At 67.8% G+C, this 20,050-nt stretch carries 24 protein-coding genes; 11 read left to right on the forward strand and 13 right to left on the reverse strand.

What is annotated here, in order from left to right; translation table 11 throughout:
• Window positions 1-45: 45 nt before the first annotated feature.
• From G6N28_RS00505 to G6N28_RS00515, 3 genes are all read right to left on the reverse strand, one after another.
• A complete protein-coding gene (locus tag G6N28_RS00505) occupies window positions 46-468 on the reverse strand; it encodes a hypothetical protein (protein WP_235674426.1) in 423 nt (140 codons plus the stop codon).
• Window positions 469-981: 513 nt separating this feature from the next.
• Window positions 982-2,199: a class I SAM-dependent RNA methyltransferase gene (locus tag G6N28_RS00510; RefSeq protein ID WP_235674427.1), complete on the reverse strand. Its 1,218-nt coding sequence runs from the start codon at window positions 2,197-2,199 to the stop codon at window positions 982-984.
• Window positions 2,196-4,199, reverse strand: coding sequence for an APC family permease (locus G6N28_RS00515; RefSeq protein ID WP_197745771.1), 2,004 nt, complete (start codon window positions 4,197-4,199; stop codon window positions 2,196-2,198). Before G6N28_RS00515 ends, G6N28_RS00510 begins: the two co-directional genes overlap by 4 nt.
• A gap of 78 nt (window positions 4,200-4,277) precedes the next feature.
• On the opposite strand from G6N28_RS00515, the gene G6N28_RS00520 reads away from it, so the two are divergent.
• Window positions 4,278-4,949, forward strand: a complete 672-nt coding sequence (locus G6N28_RS00520) for a potassium channel family protein (RefSeq protein WP_163896548.1) — start codon at window positions 4,278-4,280, stop codon at window positions 4,947-4,949.
• Between the two features lie 6 nt (window positions 4,950-4,955).
• The gene (locus G6N28_RS00525; RefSeq protein WP_163896549.1) at window positions 4,956-5,621 is read left to right on the forward strand and encodes a potassium channel family protein; all 666 of its coding nucleotides are present in this window, start codon (window positions 4,956-4,958) and stop codon (window positions 5,619-5,621) included.
• A gap of 61 nt (window positions 5,622-5,682) precedes the next feature.
• Here the strand turns inward: G6N28_RS00525 and G6N28_RS00530 are convergent, their stop codons facing one another.
• Genes G6N28_RS00530 through G6N28_RS00540 form a run of 3 tightly spaced genes read right to left on the reverse strand, consistent with a single transcriptional unit; the run spans window position 5,683 to window position 8,232 of the window.
• Window positions 5,683-7,170 carry an MFS transporter gene (locus G6N28_RS00530; RefSeq protein WP_163896550.1) on the reverse strand — a complete coding sequence of 496 codons (1,488 nt, stop codon included), beginning with the start codon at window positions 7,168-7,170 and terminating at the stop codon, window positions 5,683-5,685.
• Window positions 7,160-7,864, reverse strand: coding sequence for a DUF3159 domain-containing protein (locus G6N28_RS00535; protein ID WP_163896551.1), 705 nt, complete (start codon window positions 7,862-7,864; stop codon window positions 7,160-7,162). The genes G6N28_RS00530 and G6N28_RS00535 overlap by 11 nt, the downstream gene beginning before the upstream one ends.
• Window positions 7,861-8,232, reverse strand: coding sequence for an OB-fold nucleic acid binding domain-containing protein (locus G6N28_RS00540; protein WP_163896552.1), 372 nt, complete (start codon window positions 8,230-8,232; stop codon window positions 7,861-7,863). The genes G6N28_RS00535 and G6N28_RS00540 overlap by 4 nt, the downstream gene beginning before the upstream one ends.
• A gap of 135 nt (window positions 8,233-8,367) precedes the next feature.
• Here G6N28_RS00540 and G6N28_RS00545 point away from each other — a divergent pair, with 135 nt between their 5' ends.
• Window positions 8,368-9,117, forward strand: a complete 750-nt coding sequence (locus G6N28_RS00545; RefSeq protein ID WP_163896553.1) for an alpha/beta fold hydrolase — start codon at window positions 8,368-8,370, stop codon at window positions 9,115-9,117.
• Here the strand turns inward: G6N28_RS00545 and G6N28_RS00550 are convergent.
• Together G6N28_RS00550 and dut are read right to left on the reverse strand one after the other, a co-directional pair.
• Window positions 9,114-9,860 (reverse strand): DUF3710 domain-containing protein, encoded by a 747-nt coding sequence (locus G6N28_RS00550; protein WP_163896554.1) that lies wholly within the window; start codon window positions 9,858-9,860, stop codon window positions 9,114-9,116. The two genes, G6N28_RS00545 and G6N28_RS00550, sit on opposite strands and share 4 nt — an antisense overlap.
• On the reverse strand, window positions 9,860-10,324 hold the full coding sequence (gene dut / locus G6N28_RS00555; protein ID WP_163896555.1) for a dUTP diphosphatase: 465 nt from the start codon (window positions 10,322-10,324) through the stop codon (window positions 9,860-9,862). The genes G6N28_RS00550 and dut overlap by 1 nt, the downstream gene beginning before the upstream one ends.
• Window positions 10,325-10,349: 25 nt before the next feature.
• On the opposite strand from dut, the gene G6N28_RS00560 reads away from it, so the two are divergent.
• The gene (locus G6N28_RS00560; protein ID WP_163896556.1) at window positions 10,350-10,832 is read left to right on the forward strand and encodes a DUF3093 domain-containing protein; all 483 of its coding nucleotides are present in this window, start codon (window positions 10,350-10,352) and stop codon (window positions 10,830-10,832) included.
• A gap of 23 nt (window positions 10,833-10,855) precedes the next feature.
• On the opposite strand, the gene G6N28_RS00565 is transcribed toward G6N28_RS00560, so the two are convergent.
• Window positions 10,856-11,158: a DUF4193 domain-containing protein gene (locus G6N28_RS00565; RefSeq protein WP_069406643.1), complete on the reverse strand. Its 303-nt coding sequence runs from the start codon at window positions 11,156-11,158 to the stop codon at window positions 10,856-10,858.
• 162 nt (window positions 11,159-11,320) lie between these two features.
• On the opposite strand from G6N28_RS00565, the gene cei reads away from it, so the two are divergent.
• Window positions 11,321-11,980 (forward strand): envelope integrity protein Cei, encoded by a 660-nt coding sequence (gene cei, locus G6N28_RS00570; protein ID WP_163896557.1) that lies wholly within the window; start codon window positions 11,321-11,323, stop codon window positions 11,978-11,980.
• Between the two features lie 54 nt (window positions 11,981-12,034).
• Here cei and G6N28_RS00575 read toward each other — a convergent pair whose 3' ends face one another.
• Complete coding sequence (locus tag G6N28_RS00575) at window positions 12,035-12,883, reverse strand: inositol monophosphatase family protein (protein WP_163896558.1); 849 nt, start codon at window positions 12,881-12,883, stop codon at window positions 12,035-12,037.
• A gap of 106 nt (window positions 12,884-12,989) precedes the next feature.
• Between G6N28_RS00575 and ppgK the strand changes: the two genes are divergently transcribed.
• Together ppgK and G6N28_RS00585 are read left to right on the forward strand one after the other, a co-directional pair.
• Window positions 12,990-13,799 (forward strand): polyphosphate--glucose phosphotransferase, encoded by an 810-nt coding sequence (ppgK, locus tag G6N28_RS00580; protein ID WP_163896559.1) that lies wholly within the window; start codon window positions 12,990-12,992, stop codon window positions 13,797-13,799.
• Between the two features lie 203 nt (window positions 13,800-14,002).
• Window positions 14,003-15,526, forward strand: a complete 1,524-nt coding sequence (locus G6N28_RS00585) for an RNA polymerase sigma factor (protein ID WP_235674428.1) — start codon at window positions 14,003-14,005, stop codon at window positions 15,524-15,526.
• Between the two features lie 42 nt (window positions 15,527-15,568).
• Here the strand turns inward: G6N28_RS00585 and G6N28_RS00590 are convergent, their stop codons facing one another.
• The gene (locus G6N28_RS00590) at window positions 15,569-16,351 is read right to left on the reverse strand and encodes a hypothetical protein (protein WP_163896561.1); all 783 of its coding nucleotides are present in this window, start codon (window positions 16,349-16,351) and stop codon (window positions 15,569-15,571) included.
• Window positions 16,352-16,398: 47 nt separating this feature from the next.
• Window positions 16,399-16,758: a DUF952 domain-containing protein gene (locus G6N28_RS00595; RefSeq protein WP_163896562.1), complete on the reverse strand. Its 360-nt coding sequence runs from the start codon at window positions 16,756-16,758 to the stop codon at window positions 16,399-16,401.
• A gap of 130 nt (window positions 16,759-16,888) precedes the next feature.
• On the opposite strand from G6N28_RS00595, the gene G6N28_RS00600 reads away from it, so the two are divergent.
• On the forward strand, window positions 16,889-17,080 hold the full coding sequence (locus G6N28_RS00600; protein ID WP_163896563.1) for a DUF7455 domain-containing protein: 192 nt from the start codon (window positions 16,889-16,891) through the stop codon (window positions 17,078-17,080).
• Window positions 17,081-17,142: 62 nt separating this feature from the next.
• Window positions 17,143-18,147 carry a YihY/virulence factor BrkB family protein gene (locus G6N28_RS00605; RefSeq protein WP_163896564.1) on the forward strand — a complete coding sequence of 335 codons (1,005 nt, stop codon included), beginning with the start codon at window positions 17,143-17,145 and terminating at the stop codon, window positions 18,145-18,147.
• Here the strand turns inward: G6N28_RS00605 and G6N28_RS00610 are convergent.
• Window positions 18,137-18,373, reverse strand: coding sequence for a DUF3039 domain-containing protein (locus G6N28_RS00610; protein WP_163896565.1), 237 nt, complete (start codon window positions 18,371-18,373; stop codon window positions 18,137-18,139). The genes G6N28_RS00605 and G6N28_RS00610 overlap by 11 nt on opposite strands.
• Window positions 18,374-18,438: 65 nt before the next feature.
• Between G6N28_RS00610 and G6N28_RS00615 the strand changes: the two genes are divergently transcribed.
• Window positions 18,439-18,852 carry a DUF3099 domain-containing protein gene (locus tag G6N28_RS00615; protein WP_163896566.1) on the forward strand — a complete coding sequence of 138 codons (414 nt, stop codon included), beginning with the start codon at window positions 18,439-18,441 and terminating at the stop codon, window positions 18,850-18,852.
• A 147-nt stretch (window positions 18,853-18,999) separates the two neighbouring features.
• Window positions 19,000-19,959, forward strand: a complete 960-nt coding sequence (gene sigB, locus G6N28_RS00620; protein WP_170307877.1) for a sigma-70 family RNA polymerase sigma factor SigB — start codon at window positions 19,000-19,002, stop codon at window positions 19,957-19,959.
• The last annotated feature ends 91 nt before the right edge of the window (window positions 19,960-20,050 follow it).

A 20,050-nucleotide genomic window follows, 5' to 3' on the forward strand; every position in this document is an offset into this window, starting at 1 on the left:
CGTCATGCGTGCTGAGTTCAGCACTGCTCTGCCGCCAGCGAGCGGCTATCCCGTGAGCGTTGCGCAACTGAGTTCTCGTTGCACAGCGCGCTCCTGCTCTTCGGTGAGGTCGAGCGCAACGCGGATGCCATCCCGGTAACCCGCTGCGACATCGTCCTCGAGGTCTGTGCGCAGCTCTTCGGACAACCGCTGTGCGATCGTCCGGAGCGCGGCCAGCGTCCTGGCCCGATGACGTCCGTCGGCGAAATCCATGGCTGCGCTTGCCATCTGGTCCAAGACACAAATGCGCGCATAGCGAAGTGCCGCAGCGTAGCCCTTGCGGTAGGCCGCGCTGCGTTCTTCGGCTGTCGACGGGATCGCCGCGTCATCGCATGCCTTGATCAAGACCTCGAGCACGTCCATCTCGGTTTGTTCGTTTGATGTCGCCGCTTCGCTCGGCCCGTCCGCGCGCCTCATCACGGCGTCCACTTTTCTGTACGTCCCTTCTTTTTCGTATTGTTCGCTAATCCAGCTACCAAAACTGTGAATTTTTGCGCGACGGCGTTGTTGCGCTCAAAATATTCAAACGTAACTGCGTGACCGAAAATTTCTTACTCAATGCAGCCTGTAAGCGTGCGGTCGATTTGCGTCGATCCGGCTCCCTCAAATTGCCCCGCACACTAAATATCGGCTCTGAAAACTAAGCTCAGAGCCGATAGTGTGTGCAGTTCAGACCGCTCAGGACCGAGAGGGACGTTTGCGCTTCGGAAGAAATTCCTCTGAGGCTGCGGCCTTGGCCTTTTTCTCTGCCCGCCGCTCTTTAATTGACTTCCCGGGCTTTTTCGCAGTCTGTTTAGCCATCGTTGCTCCTTTTCACAGTGGCAACCATCACCGACCCTGACCATACCCGAGAAAAAAATAAAAGCCACTGTAGCGATTCGAGCGCCGACGCGCACCCCGTCGGACCGAGTTCTGCTGTGCCAGCGGCGATCTTGGCCCGGCTCAGCGGGTCAGCACCGCGACGCTTTCGACGTGGTGCGTCAGCGGAAACGAGTCGAACACCCGCACCTGCTCCACCGTGTACCCGTGGCTCCGATAGAGCCCGACGTCGCGCGCGAACGCGGCCGCCTCACACCCGATGTGGATCACCCGGGGCACGCCCGCCTCGGCCAACAACGCGATAACCTCGCGGCCCGCGCCCGACCGCGGTGGGTCGAGCACCGCGACGTCTGCACGCTGCCGTTGGGCCATCAGCGCGCGGCGTACCGAGTCGGTGACCACCGACACCCAGCCCAGATCGGCCAGCGCTGCACGCGCCGCGCGCGACGACCCCCGCGACGTGTCGACCGTCACGACCCTGCCGCCGTCTCCGACGGCCTCGGCGAGCACGGCCGCGAAAATTCCTGCGCCGCCGTACAAGTCCCACGCCGTCATCCCCCGGTCCAACTGTGCGAGTTCTGCCACCAGCTCGGTGTAGACCCGCGCCGCGTCGCGATGGGCCTGCCAGAACGCGGTCACCGGCACCCGCCAGGTGCGCTGCCCGATCCGCTGCACGGCCTCGTAGTCGCCCTCGATCACCTGCGTCGCGGCCCGCCGCCCGGTGCGGGGTCCGGTCTGCACGACGTGGCGACGGCCGTCGTCGTCGAGTGCGACATGCACCTGGGCGCCCGGGGGCCAGGTCCGTTCGTTCAGCCCATCGACCATGCCGGCCGGCAGCTGCGCACAACCGAGTTCGGTGATGACTTCCGAACTGTGGTAGCGGTGAAAGCCCAGACGGCCGTCGGCCGCGGTGTGCAGCCGCACCCTGGTCCGCCAGCCCGTGGCACCCGAGACACCCACCGGCTCGGCGACGGCCCGGTCCTCGTCGAGCCAGCGGAAGCCACCGAGGCGGGCCAGCTGGTTGGCGACCACGAAGCCCTTCAGCCGTCGCAGCGCCTCCGGTGTGGCGAAAGCCATATCGCAACAGCCCGCGCCGTCGACGCCGGCGATCGGGCACAGCGGATCCACGCGATCGGCCGACGGCTCGATCACCTCCACGACGTATGCGTGCCAGTACTTTCCGTGATCGGCGACGACACGGGCCCGCACGGTCTCCCCCGGCAGCGCACACCGGACGAACACCACCCGGCCGTCGTGGCGGGCCACACAGCTGCCGCCGTTGGCCGCGGGCCCGGTGGTCAATGTCAGGTCGTGCTCGGCGGCGTCGACTGGGGCGCTCACTCCAAGAAGCCCCTGCGTGCGTCGCCGGGCGCGGACTGCGGTTGCAGCGTCTTGAGCCGCTCCGAGGAACTCAGCTGCCACGGCACCGAGGTCACCATCACGTTCGGCTCGAACAACAGCCTGCCCTTGAGCCGCAGCGCGCTCTGGTTGTGCAGCACCTGCTCCCACCAGTGGCCGACGACGTACTCCGGAATGAACACGGTCACCACCGTGCGCGGCGATTCCTTGATCACCCGCTTGACATAGTCGAGAACCGGGCGGGTGATCTCGCGGTACGGCGACGCGATCACCTTCAAGGGCACGCTGATATCGCTGTTCTCCCATTTGTGCACCAGCGCGCGTGTCTCGGCGTCGTCGACGCTGACGGTGATCGCCTCCAGCGTGTCCGGGCGGGTGGCCCGCGCGTACGCCAGCGCGCGCATGGTCGGCAGATGCAGCTTGGACACCAGCACGATCGCGTGGTTGCGGCTGGGCAGCACCATGTCGCCGATTTCGTCCTCCTGTTCCGCGAGCTCGCGCGCGACGGTGACATAGTGGCGCCGGATGAGCCGCATGAGCACGAACAGGGAGGCCATCGCCAGGATCGCGATCCACGCGCCCGCGGCGAACTTGGACACCACGACGACGATCAACACCGTTCCGGTGCAGACGAACCCGACGGTGTTGATCGCCCGCGAGCGCATCATCTTGCGGCGGGCGGCGGCGTCGGTCTCAGCACCCAGCAGCCGCGTCCAGTGCCGCACCATGCCGATCTGGCTGAACGTGAACGCCACGAACACCCCGACGATGTAGAGCTGGATGAGCGAGGTCACCTGGGCGCGAAACGCGACGACGAACGCGATCGCCGCGACGGCCAGGAACAGGATGCCGTTGGAGAACGCCAGCCGGTCACCCCGGGTGTGCAGCTGCCGGGGCAGGTAACGGTCCTGGGCCAGAATCGATCCCAGCACGGGAAACCCGTTGAACGCGGTGTTGGCCGCCAGCGCCAGGATCAGTGCCGTGACGACGGCGATCAACAGCAGGCCCAGCGAGAAGTTATGGAAGACCGCGTCGGCCAGCTGGGCCACCAGGGTCTTCTGGTGGTAGTCGGCCGGGGCGCCGATCAACTGCTCATGCGGGCGTTCGGCGATCTGCACCCCGGTTAGGTTGGCCAGCACGATGACGCCCATGAACATGGTGATCGCCAGCGCACCCAGCATCGCCAGTGTGGTAGCGGCGTTGCGCGCCTTGGGCTTTCGGAACGCCGGCACCCCGTTGCTGATCGCCTCCACACCGGTCAGCGCGGCGCTGCCGGACGAAAACGCCCGCGCGACCAGAAAAACCAGCGCGAAGCCGAGCACATCGCCGTGCTCGGACCGCATCTCGAACGCCGCCGACTCGGCCTGCAGCGGTTCGCCCAGCAGGTAGATCTGGATGAAGCCCCAGCCGAGCATGATGAACATGCCGACGATGAACGCGTACGTCGGGATCGCGAACGCGGTACCCGACTCCCGGATTCCACGCAGGTTCATCGCCGTCAACAGCACGATCGCCAGCACGGCGAACAGCACCTTGTGATGGTTGACGTACGGCACCGCCGAGCCGATGTTCGACATCGCCGAGGACACCGACACCGCGACGGTCAGCACGTAGTCCACCAGCAGCGCGCTGGCCACGGTGAGCCCGGCGGTGGGCCCCAGGTTGGTGCTGACCACCTCGTAGTCGCCGCCACCCGAGGGGTAGGCGTGCACGTTCTGCCGGTAGCTGGCGATGACGATCAGCATGACCCCGGCGACGGCCAGCCCGATCCACGGCGTCATCGAGTACGCGGCGAGGCCGGCGACCGAAAGGACCAGAAAGATCTCCTCGGGCGCGTAGGCCACCGAGGACAACGCGTCGGAGGCGAACACCGGAAGGGCGATCCGCTTGGGCAGCAGGGTGTGCGAGATCCTGTCGCTGCGGAACGGTCTGCCGAGAACCAACCGTCGTGCGACGGTCGAAAGCTTGGACACGAGTGCCAAGGGTAAGCCTGAAGTCCGATAACCGTCGGAAAGCGGTAGCGTTCCGACTGCGCGGGTTCGAACAGGAGGGACCGTCGAGTGCGGGTAGTGGTGATGGGCTGCGGCCGGGTGGGGGCATCGCTGTCAGACAGCCTGGCCAGGATCGGCCACGATGTGGCGGTCATCGACCGCGACAGCACCGCGTTTCACCGGCTGTCGCCCGAGTTTCCCGGTGAACGGGTCCTCGGCATGGGATTCGACCGTGACGTGCTGCTGCGGGCAGGCATCGAGGAGGCCGGCGCGTTCGCCGCGGTCTCCTCGGGCGACAACTCCAACATCATCTCGGCGCGGGTGGCCCGCGAGACGTTCCATGTGGAGCGGGTGGTCGCCCGCATCTACGACGCCAAGCGCGCCGCGGTCTATGAGCGGTTGGGCATTCCGACGGTGGCCACCGTGCCGTGGACGACGGACCGGCTGCTCAACGTGCTCACCCGCGAGACCGAGACCGCGAAATGGCGCGATCCCACGGGCAACGTCGGTGTCACCGAGCTCGCGCTGCACGAGGAGTGGGTGGGCCGCCGGATGACCGATCTGGAGGCCGCCACCGGCGGGCGGGTGGCGTTTCTGATCCGGTTCGGCGAGGGCGTGCTACCCGACACCAAGACCGTCGTCCAGGCCGGCGATCAGGTGTTCATGGCGGCCATCGCCGGGCATATCGCCGAAGCGCTGGCGATCGCGGCGTTGCCGCCCAGCGAGGACATCGAGGGCTAGACAGCTATGAAAGTCGCCATCGCCGGGGCCGGCGCCGTCGGCCGCTCCATCGCCCGCGAACTCGTCGAGGCGCACGAGGTCACGCTGGTCGAACGCAACCCCGACCACATCGACGTCGACGCGGTACCCGCCGCCCAGTGGCGGCTGGGAGACGCCTGCGAGCTCACCTTGTTGGAGGCGATCAAGCTCGAGGAGTTCGACGTGGTGATCGCCGCCACCGGCGACGACAAGGTCAACGTCGTGGTGAGCCTGTTGGCCAAGACCGAGTTCGCGGTGCCGCGGGTGGTGGCCCGGGTCAACGACCCCCGCAACGAGTGGCTGTTCGACGAGAACTGGGGCGTCGACGTCGCGGTGTCCACGCCGCGCATGCTCGCCTCGCTCGTGGAGGAGGCCGTCGCCGTCGGTGATCTGGTGCGGCTGATGGAGTTTCGCAAGGGGCAGGCCAACCTCGTGGAGATCACCCTGCCCGACGACACCCCGTGGGGCGGCAAACCGGTCAAACGCCTCGAGCTGCCCCGCGACTGCGCGTTGGTGACGATCCTGCGCGGCCCGCGGGTGATCGTGCCCGAATCCGACGAGCCGCTCGAGGGCGGCGACGAGCTGTTGTTCGTCGCCGTCGCCGAGGCCGAGGACGACCTCAAGGCGCTCCTGCTGCACCCCCAGCCGCGCTGAGCTCAGCGCACCGGCGGGCGAGCAGACGCCAACACCCCCACTTCGGGCGGTTTCAGGGGGTCTACGCGTCTGTTCGCGACGGGTAACTCTCGGCGATGCGCACCGGCGGAGGGGCCGGGCGGTCGTGACAGCGCGCGGTCGCGTCGGCGTCGACGCGGCGCACGTCGCTCTGCGCGTTGCGGATACCCACCGCCGAAACCACCCCGGCGAGCGCCAACAGGACGGCGGTGACCAACGCGCCGCTTCGAAAGCCGTCGAAATCGACTGTGTCCCCTACGATCACGCCCGTGAACGCGATCGCGATCAGCCCCGCGACGCGGGAGATGGCGTTGTTGACCGCCGACCCGATGCCGCTCTGCGACGGCTGCACGGCGGCCAACACAGCCGCGGTCAACGGCGAGACCGTGATCGTCAGCCCGAGGCCGAACACCACCAGGCCGGGCAGCATCTGCGTCCACAGGTCGAAGGGTTGGCGCGTCGCGGCCATCAGCACGTAGCCCAGCGCCGCGACCAGGGGACCGACGGCCATGAAGAGTCGGGGCCCGTACCTGCCCGCCAACGCGCCGAAGCGACGGGCCAGCAGGAACGACAGCACCGGGACCGGCAACGTGGCCAGGCCCGCCTGCGTCGCCGACAGCCCCGCGGTCTCCTGAAGGAACAACGCGACGATCAGCATGCCGAGCGACAGCCCGGCGTAGAGAAACACGGTGGCCAGGTTTCCGACGGCGAAGTTGCGGGCGCGAAAGATCTGCAGCGGCATCATCGGGTGCCCGGTGACACCCTCCCACCACGGAAACGCGCACAGGCATGCCAGCCCGGCCAGCAGGCTCACCACCACCGTCGCATGCGAGAAGCCAAGGCGCTGCCCCTCGATCAGCGCGAACACCACCCCGGTGAGCCCACCGGCGTTCAACAGCGCCCCGATGACGTCCACTTGCCGCCGGCCGTCGCCGCCGTCCGACGCGCCGGACAGCTTCGTCGTCAGATACAGCGTGACGGCCAGCGGCACGATGTTCACACCGAAGATCCAGCGCCAGCTCAGCGCGTCGACAAGCATCCCGCCCAGCAGCGGCCCGATCACGAAAGCCGTTCCCGTCCAAGCGGTCCACGTGCCGATCGCCCGGGCCTGGGCGGCGCCGGAGAACCGGGCGTTGATCATCGCCAACGAACTGGGCACCAGGAATGCGGCGCCGACGCCCTGTAGGCAGCGCGCGGCGATCAGCACCCAACCGGTGGGCGCCACCGCGCACAGCACCGATGACACGGCGAACACGACCAGACCGGCACGCAACACGGCCAGCCGCCCGAACTGATCGGAGACGGCGCCGGCCACCAGGATCAGCGCGCCCAGCGTGAGCAGATAGCCGTCGACCACCCACTGCTGAAGCGCCAGCCCGGCACCGAATTCCCGGCTGATGGCCGGCAACGCGAGGTTGACGACCGAGCCGTCGAGGAACGCGACGAACGAGGACAGTACGGCGACCGCGATCAGCGGCCGGTCGGTGTCGTCGGCGCGGCGCCGGCCTGGGCCGTCGGCGTCAGTGGGCATCCGCCACGCCGTCGCGCTCGGTGCGCGTGGCGTCGGTCGCGGCGTCCGCTTGCGCGGCCTCGTGGGCGCGGATGGCGCGCTGTGCCGAGCGGATCGCCAGATAGGTCACCAATGCGGCGACGGCGGTCAACGGCCAGCCCATCGCGATGCGCGCGGCACCGAGCCAGCCCGTCTGGTCGGCGTCGTAGAGGTGGTGCTGCACGATGAACCGCGAGGCGAAGACCAGCACCCAGACCACCGTGGCGGCGTCGAACACCAGCACCGCCTTGCGCACGTCGCGCCAGCCGCGGTCGTGGCCGCTGATCCAGCTCCAGATGTAGCCGACGACCGGCCTGCGCACGAGGACCGAGAGCCCGAACACCGACGCCCACAGCAGCGAGGTCCAGATGCCGAGCAGGAAGTAGCCCTTGGACTCCCCCATCACATAGGCGATCAACGCGCAGATGCCGACCCCGAAAAAGCCCGAGATCGCCGGCTGCGCGCTCTCCCGTCGGGCCAGTCGCCAAACCAGGATGACCGCCGCGACGCTCAGCGCCCACACGATCGCGGGAACCAGCCCGAACAGCGATGACACCGGAACGAACGCCACCACCGGCAGCGAGGAGTAGATCAGCCCGCTGACACCGCCGACCTGGGCGAGGACGGCGTTGACCCTGCTGCTGGGTTCACCCGGTACGGTTCCGGGCTCGCTCACTTCTGGATCTCGTAGTGCGGGTTGTAGATCGCCTTGGCGCCGCTGTCGAGCTTGCCGACCCGGCCGTGCACCTTCAGAGTGCGCCCCGACTCGATGCCGGGTATCCGCCGCTGGCCCAGCCAGACCAGCATCACCGAGTCCGTGCCGTCGAACAGTTCGGCCTTGACCCCGCCGGTGCCGCTCTTGCCGCTGCACTCCACACTGCGCAGGGTGCCGACCATCGTCACTTCTTGACCGCGCTCGCAGTCGATCGCCTTCTGCGCGCCGGTGCTGGCGGCTTCTTCGCTGAGTTCTTCGGCATCGAGTTGCTCCGGGTCCTCCGTCAACCGCCGTGTGAGCCGGCGCAGATACCCCTCGGCCGTAGCCATGGCGTCTCCTGACCTATCGCAGATCCACCGTAGATCTACCCCAACCAACGCCACCGTAGACCTGTTGGTTCCCAGATGCCATGTGGGGGCCGCCTCGCCACGCCGGGCAATTTCACGACAGGGCACTATCGTCTGATGGCCGTCAATCTGCGCGGGGTGACCACGGTTCTGCTGCCCGGTACCGGCTCCGACGACAACTACATCTATCGGGCGTTCGCGGGTGCCCTGCGCGAGGCGGGCGCGGTGCTGGTCACCCCGGCGCCGCGACCGGAACGGCTGGTGGAGGGCTATCGCGACGCGCTGGACGACGCCGCGCGGGCCGGTGCGATCGCCGTCGGCGGGGTCTCCATCGGCGCCGCGGTGGCCACCGAGTGGGCGCTGCGGCATCCGGGTCAGACCGTCGCCGTGCTGGCCGCGCTGCCCGCGTGGACGGGTTCGCCCGACACGGCGCCGGCCGCCATGGCCGCTCGCCATTCCGCACAGTTGCTGCGCGAGCAGGGCCTCGACTCGGCCACCGCGACGATGCGGGCGTCGAGCCCGCAGTGGCTGGCCGACGAACTGGCCCGGTCGTGGGCCGGGCAGTGGCCGGCGCTGCCCGACGCGATGGAGGAGGCCACCCGCTATGTCGCACCGACCTGCGAGGCGCTGGCGACGCTCGCCGTGCCGATGGGGGTCGTCGCGGCCACCGACGACCCCGTCCATCCGATCGAGGTCGCCAGGCAATGGGTCGCGGCGGCGCCGCGGGCGGCGCTGCGCACCGTCACGCTCGACGCGATGGGCGCCGACCCGGCGGTGCTCGGCGCCGCGTGTGTCGCCGCGCTACAAGCGTGCGATTTCGGTGCGCTACGTCGCGGTGAGCGCGACCGCGGGCACCGAAATCGCTAGCCGCCGGTGATCGTGCGCAGCTGCTGCATGGCCGAGCCCTGCTCGCTGCGGCGCGCGGCCGGTGCGGGCGGCGGCTGCTGACCGGCCTGCTGCGCCTGCTGGGCGGCGGCCTGCTGCGCGGCGGCGCGCAGCTGTTCAGCCATCGGCCCGGGAAGCTCGATGGTCAACGGGGTACGCACCGGCATCGGGGTACTGCCGCGGCGAACCACGGTGTCGGCCAAGGCATTTCGTGCCTCTTCGGCGAGCGCATCGATGTGCTGCTGGGGGCCGTTGACGACACAGCGGATCATCCATCGATACCCGTCGACGCCGATGAAGCGCACCACACCGGCCTGGCCCTGATCACCCGCCGCGACGCCGACGACCTCGCGACCCCACGGGCCGTCCTGGATGCTCACCGTGGGGACGTCCTTGCGCAGTGACTCGGCCAGTTCGGCGGCGACCTCGCGCCACAGCCCCGTCGACTTCGGCGCCGCGTACGCGGCGATGGTGAACCGGCCGTGCGGCGTGACCACCCAGACAGCGCTGGGCACCCCCTGCGGGCTGAGCTCCACCTGGACCTGGCCCGCCTCGGGCATCGGGATCAGCACCGAGCCCAGATCCAGCCGACCCACCGTGGCGACCGACGGGTCGTCGAAATCGTCGATGTCGAACGGGCCTTCGAGCTCGTCGTCGGTGCCGCCAGGCGCCGCGGCAACCTCGTCGGGGGTGCCGTCGTCGTTGTCTCGTCTACCTAATGCCATCACAAACTCGCATGTCCGCCGGAGGAACCGTGGCCACCGTCGCCACGGGAAGTGTCAGCAAGGCCTGCCTCGTCGAAAGACGTCACCTCCACCAGCTCGGGCAGTTCGACGCGCTGCACGAGCAACTGGGCGATCCGGTCTCCACGGTGCACGATGATCGGCGCCTGCGGGTCGAGGTTGATCAGCGCCACCTTGATCTCACCGCGGTAGCCGGCGTCAATGGTACCCGGGCTGTTCACAATCGAAAGCCCAACGCGGGCAGCCAAACCCGACCGGGGGTGGACCAGGCCGACCATCCCGTGCGGGATGGCGACCGCGATGCCGGTCGGCACGAGAGCCCGCTGACCGGGCGCCAGCTCGACATCGACCGCGCTGTAGAGGTCGACGCCGGCGTCGCCGTCATGGGCGCGGCTGGGCATCGGCAGATCAGGGTCCAGTCGCACGACGGCCAGAGTGGTGGACACGACGTCAGAGATTACCCTTGGCCGCGTGTCGGACACGCGTGCCACGTCGCAAACCGTTCGCTACCGAGAACGGTTGTGGGTGCCTTGGTGGTGGTGGCCGCCGGGCCTCGGGCTGGGCGCGCTGCTGGCCCTCGAGGTCAACCAGGGCATCCCGAACCTGCCGAACTGGGCGCCGTTCGCGGTGCTGCTGCCGGTCGCGGTCGTCGTATTGCTGTGGCTCGGCAAGACCGAGGTGCGCGTGGTCAGCAGCGCCGACGACACCGAGCTGTGGGTGGGCGCAGCGCACCTGCCGATGAGCGTGGTGTCGCGCATGGCTGAAGTGCCGCGCAGCGCCAAGTCCGCGGCGTTGGGCCGCCAGCTCGACCCGGCGGCCTTCGTCATGCACCGGGCCTGGGTGGGCCCGATGGTTCTTCTGGTTCTCGATGATCCCGACGATCCCACGCCCTATTGGCTGGTGAGCTGTCGTCATCCGGATCGTGTTCTGTCCGCCTTGCGCGGATCGCAGTAGTTCCGCCCCCCTGGTCGCACCGGTCAGGCCGCGCAGTCGGTGCAGAGCATCACGCCGTTCTTCTCGCTGGCCAGTCGGCTGCGGTGGTGCACAAGGAAGCAGCTGGAGCAGGTGAACTCGTCGGCCTGCTTCGGAATGACGCGCACGGACAGTTCCTCGCCGGAGAGGTCAGCGCCTGGCAGCTCGAAGGACTCAGCGGACTCCGACTCGTCGACGTCGACGACCGCCGACTGGGCCTCGTTGCGCCGCGCCTTCAGCTCCTCGAGTGAATCTTCTGAGACATCATCGGTCTCAGTTCGCCGTGGGGCGTCGTAATCGGTAGCCATTTCGTCCCCTCCGATAAACGTTGCAGCAAGGCTTTGTACCAGCGTCGAACGCATCCACCAAATGATTCGTGCCCGGAATGACACACGTTCCACTGTGATTTACATCACATTCCAGGAGGCGCCGCTCGAGGCACTCTAGACCACTGCCTCTAGAGTGCAGGCGTGGTCGCGCAAATCACCGAGGGCACCGCGTTCGACAGGCACGGACGCCCGTTTCGTCGACGCCACTACGCGCCGGCTATCGCGATGTTCGTCGCGTTGGCGGTCGTGACGATGGTGGTCTGGGTCATCGCGCTGAACCGGCCGCCAGACGTCCGCGAGGCGACCGTGTGCAACCCGCCGCCGGTGTCGACGGATCCCGACGCGCCCCCGCCCCCGCCGCTGGGCGTGCAGGTGTCGCGTTCGGAGATGACCGAGGTGGCGCCCGCCAAGCTCGCCGACACCAAGATCCGGGTGCTCAACGCCAGCGGCCAGGGCGGGCAGGCCGCCGAGGTGGCCAGCGACCTGCGCGACCTGGGCTTTGCCGACCCCACCGCGGAGAACGACTCGATTTACGCGTCCACCCGGCTCGCCTGCCACGGCCAGATCAGGTTCGGGCCCGCCGGACGGGCCGCGGCCGCCGCGGTCTGGCTGGTTGCGCCGTGCACCGAGTTGTTCCAGGACGAGCGCCCCGACGACACCGTCGACCTGGCGCTTGGGACCGAGTTCACCGAGCTCAGCACCGGCGACGACATCCAGGCGATGCTGGCCAGCCTGCGCCCGGACGCCACCCAGCCGGCCGATTCGTCGCTGCTGTCCAAGATCCACACCGCGGCCTGCTGACAGCGGTTTCGGCGTCGTTTGTCACGCTCAGCGTGACCAAACGCACCGAAATCCCTACGCGAGGCCCAGCGCGGCGCTGAGCGCGTCGGCGACGCCGGGCGCACAGGCCATGATCATCCCCCCGGGTTGTTCGGCCCCGAGATCCACCGGCGGCAGCCGCACAGTCGCGCCGGCTTCCGCGGCGATCAGCGCACCTGCGGCCCAGTCCCACAACTGCACGCCCTCTTCGTAGTAGGCGTCGAGTTGTCCCGCGGCCACCATGCACAGATCGAGGGCGCACGAGCCGATGCGCCGCACGTCGCGCACCGCGGGCACGATCGTGGCGAGCATCTCGGCCTGCCGTCGCCGATGCTCGGCGTCGTAGGCAAATCCGGTGCCCACCAACGACATTGACAGCTCGGTGGCACCACTGCACCGAAGCGCGCTCGTCACGCCGCCACGCTGCAGCCGTGCCCCGTGACCGACCGCGGCCGAGTACAGCGCGCCGGTGGGCACGTCAGCGACCGCGCCCGCCACCGACGCGCCGTCACGCTGCACAGCGACCGACACCGCGTACGCCTCGATCCCGTAGACGAAGTTCACCGTTCCGTCGATGGGATCGAGCACCCAGGTGAGCTGCCCCGCCGACACGGCGGGCGTACCGCCTTCCTCCTCGCCGAGGACCGGCTCGCCGGGACGCAGCACCGCCAAGCGTTCCCGCAGCAGCCGTTCGGTCTCGGTGTCGACGACGGTGACGGGATCGGTCGGGGTGCTCTTGGCCTGTACGGCCGACGCGGTGTCGGGCTGAGCGGCCGTGTCGCCGAACACCTCGGCCCGGCGCCGCGACACGAATGCCGCTGCCTCGCCTGCCAGTTGTTCGGCGACCGAGCGCAACTGCACCGGGTCGGAGTTGTTTTCGGTCACATCCCTATCGCAGCACAGTTGCTGTCACTCGACAGCGCCGCATGCGCTCTGCCGAGCCACTAAGGTGTGGGAACGCACGAACAGCCGGCCTCGTAGAGGAGCGCCAATGACCGCCACCGATTCCCCAACCGCCGAACCGTCGACCAACGGAGGAAAGCCCCGTCGCGGCTTCGGAGTCGACGTCGGCGGCAGCGGTGTGAAGGGCGGCATCGTCGACCTCGACACCGGTGCGCTGATCGGTGAACGGTTCAAGATCGCCACGCCGCAACCCGCGACCCCCGACGCGGTCGCCACGACGATCGCCGCGGTGGTGCGCGAATTCGGCTGGACCGAGCGGGTCGGCGTCACCTACCCGGGCGTGGTGGTCGACGGCATCGTGCACACCGCCGCCAACGTCGACAAGGCCTGGATCGGCGTCAACGCGCGCGACGTCATCGGCGCCCATCTCGACGGCCAGCCCGTCACCGTGCTCAACGACGCCGACGCCGCGGGCCTGGCCGAGGAGAAGTACGGCGCAGGGCGCGACAACACCGGGGTGATCGTGTTGTTGACGTTCGGCACCGGCATCGGTTCCGCGGTGATCCACAACGGCGCGCTGCTGCCCAACACCGAGTTCGGCCACCTCGAGGTCGGTGGTAAGGAAGCCGAGCATCGGGCGGCGTCCTCGGTGAAGGAGAACAAGGGCTGGAGTTACGAGCGCTGGACCCGCGAGGTGACGAAGGTGCTGGTCGCCATCGAGAACGCGATCTGGCCGGACTTGTTCATCGCGGGCGGCGGGATCAGCCGCAAAGCCGACAAGTGGATTCCGCTGCTGCAGAACCGCACCCCGGTGGTGGCGGCCTCGCTGCGGAACACCGCGGGCATCGTCGGCGCCGCGATGGCCGCTGAGGTCGACATCACAGCTACCGCCCAGTAGGCGCGCCCGACGAGGGTGAATTTGCCGCTCAGGACGGCTGCCTCCGACAGTGTCGTTACAATGGTCGACGGCGGCCGCATACCGGATAGCGGCGAGATCAACCGCCAATATTCGACAGCCAACGCTCTTCGATGGTGCACGCATCCCCGCGCTTCGCGCGGAGCCTCGCCAGCGAAGAAGAGATGCGAGACGAAAGGGTGTACGTGGCAGCGACAAAGGCAAGCCCGGCAACCGACGAGCCGGTAAAGCGCACCGCTACCAAGACCCCCGCCAAGAAGGCCTCGACGGCGAAGTCCAGTACCGGGGCAGCGAAGAAGGCAGCCCACAGTTCGCCGCCGGCCAAGAAGGCCACGAAGTCCAAGAGCCGCACGTCGACCACGTCGGCCAAGACGGCCAAAGCCGCCCCCGCCAAGGCCGCCAAGGCGAAGCCGGCGTCCAGGTCAGCCAAGACCAAGTCCGGCGCCTCGACCACACGCAGTCGCGCCAAGAAGGCCACCGCGGCGGAGACCAAGGTCGACGACGTCGCCGCCGAGGATGTCGAGACCACCGAAGACCTTGACGTCGAGCCCGGCGAGGATCTCGAGGTAGAGGTCGACGCCGCCGACCTCGAACTCGACGACCTCGAGGCCGACGACACCGAGGAAGCCGCGCCCGCCGCCGAAGCCGCCGACGACGAATCCAGCGACGACGAGGACGAGGAGGAGATCGCCGAGCCGTCGGAGAAGGACAAGGCGTCGGGTGATTTCGTCTGGGACGAAGAGGAATCCGAGGCGCTGCGGCAGGCGCGCAAGGACGCCGAGCTGACCGCCTCGGCGGACTCGGTGCGCGCCTACCTCAAGCAGATCGGCAAGGTGGCGCTGCTCAACGCCGAGGAAGAAGTCGAGCTCGCCAAGCGCATCGAGGCCGGCCTGTACGCGACGCAGCTGATGGCCGAGTACGCCGAGAAGGGCGAGAAGCTCACCACCGCGCAGCGCCGCGACATGATGTGGATCTGTCGCGACGGGGATCGCGCGAAAAACCATCTGCTGGAAGCGAACCTGCGTCTGGTGGTGTCGCTGGCCAAGCGTTACACCGGTCGCGGCATGGCGTTCCTGGACCTCATCCAGGAGGGCAACCTCGGCCTGATCCGCGCGGTGGAGAAGTTCGACTACACCAAGGGCTACAAGTTCTCCACCTATGCCACGTGGTGGATCCGCCAGGCGATCACCCGCGCGATGGCCGACCAGGCCCGCACCATCCGCATTCCGGTGCACATGGTCGAGGTGATCAACAAGCTCGGCCGCATCCAGCGCGAGCTGCTGCAGGACCTGGGCCGCGAGCCCACGCCCGAAGAGCTGGCCAAGGAGATGGACATCACGCCGGAGAAGGTGCTGGAGATCCAGCAGTACGCGCGTGAGCCGATCTCGCTGGACCAGACCATCGGCGACGAGGGCGATTCGCAGCTGGGCGATTTCATCGAGGACTCCGAGGCCGTGGTGGCCGTGGACGCGGTGAGCTTCACGCTGCTGCAGGATCAGCTGCAGTCGGTGCTGGAGACGCTGTCCGAGCGGGAGGCCGGCGTGGTGCGGCTGCGGTTCGGACTCACCGACGGCCAGCCCCGCACGCTCGACGAGATCGGTCAGGTCTACGGCGTAACCCGCGAGCGGATCCGCCAGATCGAGTCCAAGACCATGAGCAAGCTGCGCCACCCGAGCCGTTCGCAGGTACTGCGCGACTACCTGGACTGAGCGGCTTCGCGCCGGGTGACGCGACACGGGCCTCGCGGAAACTCAGCGCTTCTTGTCGCGCACCTTGTACGTAGACGGCCAGGATTCGCGGGTCTCGTCGCCGGTCAACGGGGTGCCCTTGCTGCCGATCTTGATGTCGTAGGCCTCTTTGCCCGGCCCCGCCTCGCGGTTGGCGTGCTCGGTGGCCAGATACATCAACTGGTCGATCTCGGCTTCGGCGAACGCGACGAACGTGGTCTTGCGGACGATGTCGTCGGCGCCTGAGGCGATGCGGTCGGGCAGTACCCGGGTCGCGAACGCGGCCCCGGCCAACAACACCGCCGGGATGACCCAGTAGCAGACATAGGACAGCGGGGCGCCGCGATCGAGAATCGACGCGTCGCCGTCGACGATCGGCGGGATCGCCGCCGACACCGTCATGCCGGCGAACGCCCCGACCCAGATCCACGTCAGCGTCGCGGTGACCTTCGCGAACAGATCGCTCTTGACGACGTGTGGTTGCTGTCCCGCTTCGGCGAACTCCCGCACGAACGGCTTGCCGGTCAGCGCCCCGACGAGCGTCGTGAGGAGGGCCCCGAGGATGCTCAACGCCAGCACCCACTTGTGCTGGAGCGTCTCGCCGACCACGAACGTCACCACGGTCAGCACGAGAAACGTCGTGAGAGCGCCTATTTCAAGTAAGCGGCCCGGTCCCCCACGCACTTGTCCGAGCGTGAAAGCCGCGACGGCCACCGCCAGGGCGATCAGCACGGCGACGGCGAACGGGACGTTGCCGACGAGAACCCAGTAGACGATCCACGGCGCCAGGCCTAACAAAATGCCCACGATTTGTAAGTGTACGTAGCGGGCGGCGGCCAGCTCTCGCGGACGTCCTACGGCCCGAGCGCGGCAAACCGTCCGGCGGCGTCCGGCAGGTATCGCGTGACGCTGATCACAGCCTCGATGGGTAATGGGCCGTACAAATGTGGGAACTCCATCCCCGTTGGATCAGCGGGAACGCCGGGTTCCCAGCGAACCGGGGAGGACAGTCGTGCGGGGTCGATGCGCAGCAGCACCAGATCGGTGCGGCCGCCGTAGAGCCGGTTGGCCGGCAGATGCACCTGCTCGGGTGTCGACAGGTGCACGAAACCCGACGTCTCCAGCGAGGCCGGCCGGAGTTCGCCCCTGGGCTGTGCCGCCCGCCAGTCGTCGACGCTGCAGAGGTGGACCAGTGCGACGGGCCGCGATGACATATGGTCAGCCTGCCGCCTCCGCGGCGCGGCGTAACGGTGAGACGCGACACACCGGTAACCATTAGGGAACAACGCCGGAACCCAGAACGTCTGAGACAGTGGAAGCACGCGAAGCAATACGGAGGTCGCCATGAACGCAACGCTCACCAGCCCCGAGTTGACTAGGGCTGATCGCTGCGACCGGTGCGGCGCCGCTGCCAAGGTGCGCGCGAAGCTTCCATCGGGTGCCGAGCTGCTGTTCTGCCAGCACCACGCCAACAAGCATGAGGCGAAGCTGATCGAGTTGGCCGCCGTGCTTGAAAAGAGCCCGGTGGAGGTCTGACCGCGACACGGCTTGTGCCGTGTTGGTCAGGATCAGCTGTCGTCAGCAATGCTGGACTGGTCATGAAAGATGACCAGCCCGCTCCAGTTCGCCCCTCACGTCACCACATTTGGCATGTCGTTCGGCGCACGCTGTCGAAAGCCTGGGATGACTCGATCTTCTCGGAGTCGGCCGAGGCGGCGTTCTGGAGCGCGCTGTCGCTGCCGCCGCTGCTGTTGGGGATGCTCGGCAGCCTGGCCTACGTGGCCCCGCTGTTCGGCCCGGAGACGCTGCCCACGATCGAGGCCCAGATCATCGACACGGCGGGCAGGTTCTTCTCGTCGAACGTCGTCACCGAGATCATCGAGCCGACCGTGCGCGACATCGTCAAAGGGGCCCGCGGCGAGGTGGTCTCGCTCGGCTTCGTGATCTCGCTGTGGGCCGGGTCCTCGGCCATCTCCTCGTTCGTCGACTCGATCACCGAGGCCCACGATCAGACACCGCTGCGCCATCCGGTGCGTCAGCGGTTCTACGCGCTCGGCCTCTATGTGGTGATGCTGGTGGTGGCGATCATCTGCGCCCCGTTCATCGCGCTGGGCCCGCGCAAGATCGCCGAGTTCCTCCCCGACAACTGGGATCACGCGCTGCGGTTCGGCTACTACCCCGCGCTGGTGCTGGGGCTGCTGGTCGGGGTGACCATCCTGTACCGGGTGTCGCTGCCCAAACCGTTGCCGTCACACCGGCTGCTGCTGGGCTCGCTGCTCGCGACGGTGGTTTTCCTGCTGGCCACCTTCGGGCTGCGGTTCTACCTGACGTGGATCACCGCGACCGGTTACACCTACGGTGCCCTCGCGACGCCGATCGCCTTCCTGCTTTTCGCGTTCTTCCTGGGCTTCGCGATCATGATCGGGGCGGAACTCAACGCCGCCGTCCAGGAGGAATGGCCCGCACCGGCCACCCACGCCAAACGCTTCCGGTGGTGGCTGGCGGCGAAGGCCGAATCGCTCAACGGGGGCGGCGCGACAACACCCGCCCGGCCGGCGGTCGACGCGGCCCCCGAACCGGTGGCCGACCGGCCTACGCCTTGAGCTTCTCGTAGATCCGCTTGCACTCCGGGCAGACGGGGGAACCGGGCTTGGCCGACTTCGTCACGGGAAAGACCTCACCGCACAGCGCGACCACGTGCGTACCCATGACCGCGCTCTCGGCGATCTTGTCCTTCTTGACGTAGTGGAAGTACTTCGGGGTGTCGTCGTCGGTGCCGTCGTCGACGCGTTCGTCGGTGTCGGTGCGTTCAATGGTCTGGGTTCGCATATATCCATTCTGCATTCCTCAGATCCGCCCCGTACAACAGACGACATGTGTGAAACAGTGGAGGTATGAAACACGGCCACGAGCTGAGTTTCGACGACGACGGTCGGCCCGTCCTGATCACCCGAGCCGCCCCCGCCTACGAGGAACAGCACCGCCAACGCGTACGTAAGTACCTCACGCTGATGTCGGTCCGGATACCGGCATTGGTGTTGGCCGCGATCGCATACGGCATCTGGCACAACGGGTTGATTTCGTTGGCGATCATCGTGATCTCCATCCCGCTGCCCTGGATGGCGGTGTTGATCGCCAACGATCGACCGCCGCGCCGCGCCGACGAGCCCCGCAGGTACAGCCCGAACCGTCACGCCGAGGCGTTTCCGTCGGCCGAACGGCCCGCGATCAAAAGCGGCGAACCGTTCTCCCCGTACCCGTCGCCGCAAGCGAGCGGCGACGAGCCGCGAGGTGATGTTCCCGGCTGATGAGCTTCTGGGTTGATTCTCAGCACATTCTCAGGTCGCCGCGGAAAAACCGCTGATCAACACGTGTGAGCCGGCCGACGGCTGGGAACTCTTTCGAGCACGTGGGCGTTGTAGCTCATGACAGTTCGACCCGATCAGGAGGCCGTCATGGCAAATGCCACCACAAGCCGCGTTGACCACGACCTGGACGCCCAGAGTCCGGCCGCGGATCTCGTGCGTGTGTACCTCAACGGCATCGGCAAAACGGCCTTGCTCAATGCCGCCGATGAGGTCGAACTCGCCAAGCGCATCGAGGCAGGGCTTTACGCCAAGCACCTGCTCGAAACACGGAAGCGCTTGGGCGAGAAGCGCAAACGTGATCTTGCCGCCGTGGTCCGCGACGGGGAGGCAGCACGCCAGCACCTGCTCGAGGCCAACCTGCGCCTCGTGGTGTCGCTGGCGAAGCGCTACACGGGTCGGGGTATGCCGTTGCTGGACCTGATCCAGGAGGGCAACCTCGGTCTGATCCGCGCGATGGAGAAGTTCGACTACGCCAAGGGTTTCAAGTTCTCGACGTATGCCACGTGGTGGATCCGTCAGGCCATCACCCGCGGCATGGCCGACCAGAGCCGCACCATCCGGCTGCCGGTCCATCTCGTGGAGCAGGTCAACAAGCTGGCCCGGATCAAGCGTGAGTTGCACCAGAGCCTTGGTCGCGAGGCCACCGACGAGGAACTGGCCGCCGAATCGGGCATCCCGGTGGAGAAGATCACCGACCTGCTCGAGCACAGCCGGGACCCGGTGAGCCTGGACATGCCGGTCGGCAGCGACGAGGAAGCACCGCTCGGCGACTTCATCGAGGACGCCGAGGCCATGTCGGCGGAGAACGCGGTGATCTCCGAGCTGCTGCACACCGACATCCGGCACGTGCTGGCAACCCTCGACGAGCGTGAGCAGCAGGTCATCCGGCTGCGCTTCGGCCTCGACGACGGTCAGCCGCGCACCCTGGACCAGATCGGCAAGCTGTTCGGCCTGTCCCGCGAGCGGGTTCGCCAGATCGAACGCGAGGTCATGGCCAAGCTGCGGCACGGCGAACGCGCCGACCGGCTGCGCTCGTACGCCAGTTAGCCATCCCCGGACAAGCCCGCCGATTACTTCGGCGGGCTTGTCTCATCTGGGGCCACGGCCCGCCGCGGCGGCAGCGTAAGACCACAGTTTC

Origin of the sequence: Mycolicibacterium pulveris, assembly GCF_010725725.1 — a bacterium.
GTDB classification, from domain to species: Bacteria; Actinomycetota; Actinomycetes; order Mycobacteriales; family Mycobacteriaceae; genus Mycobacterium; species Mycobacterium pulveris.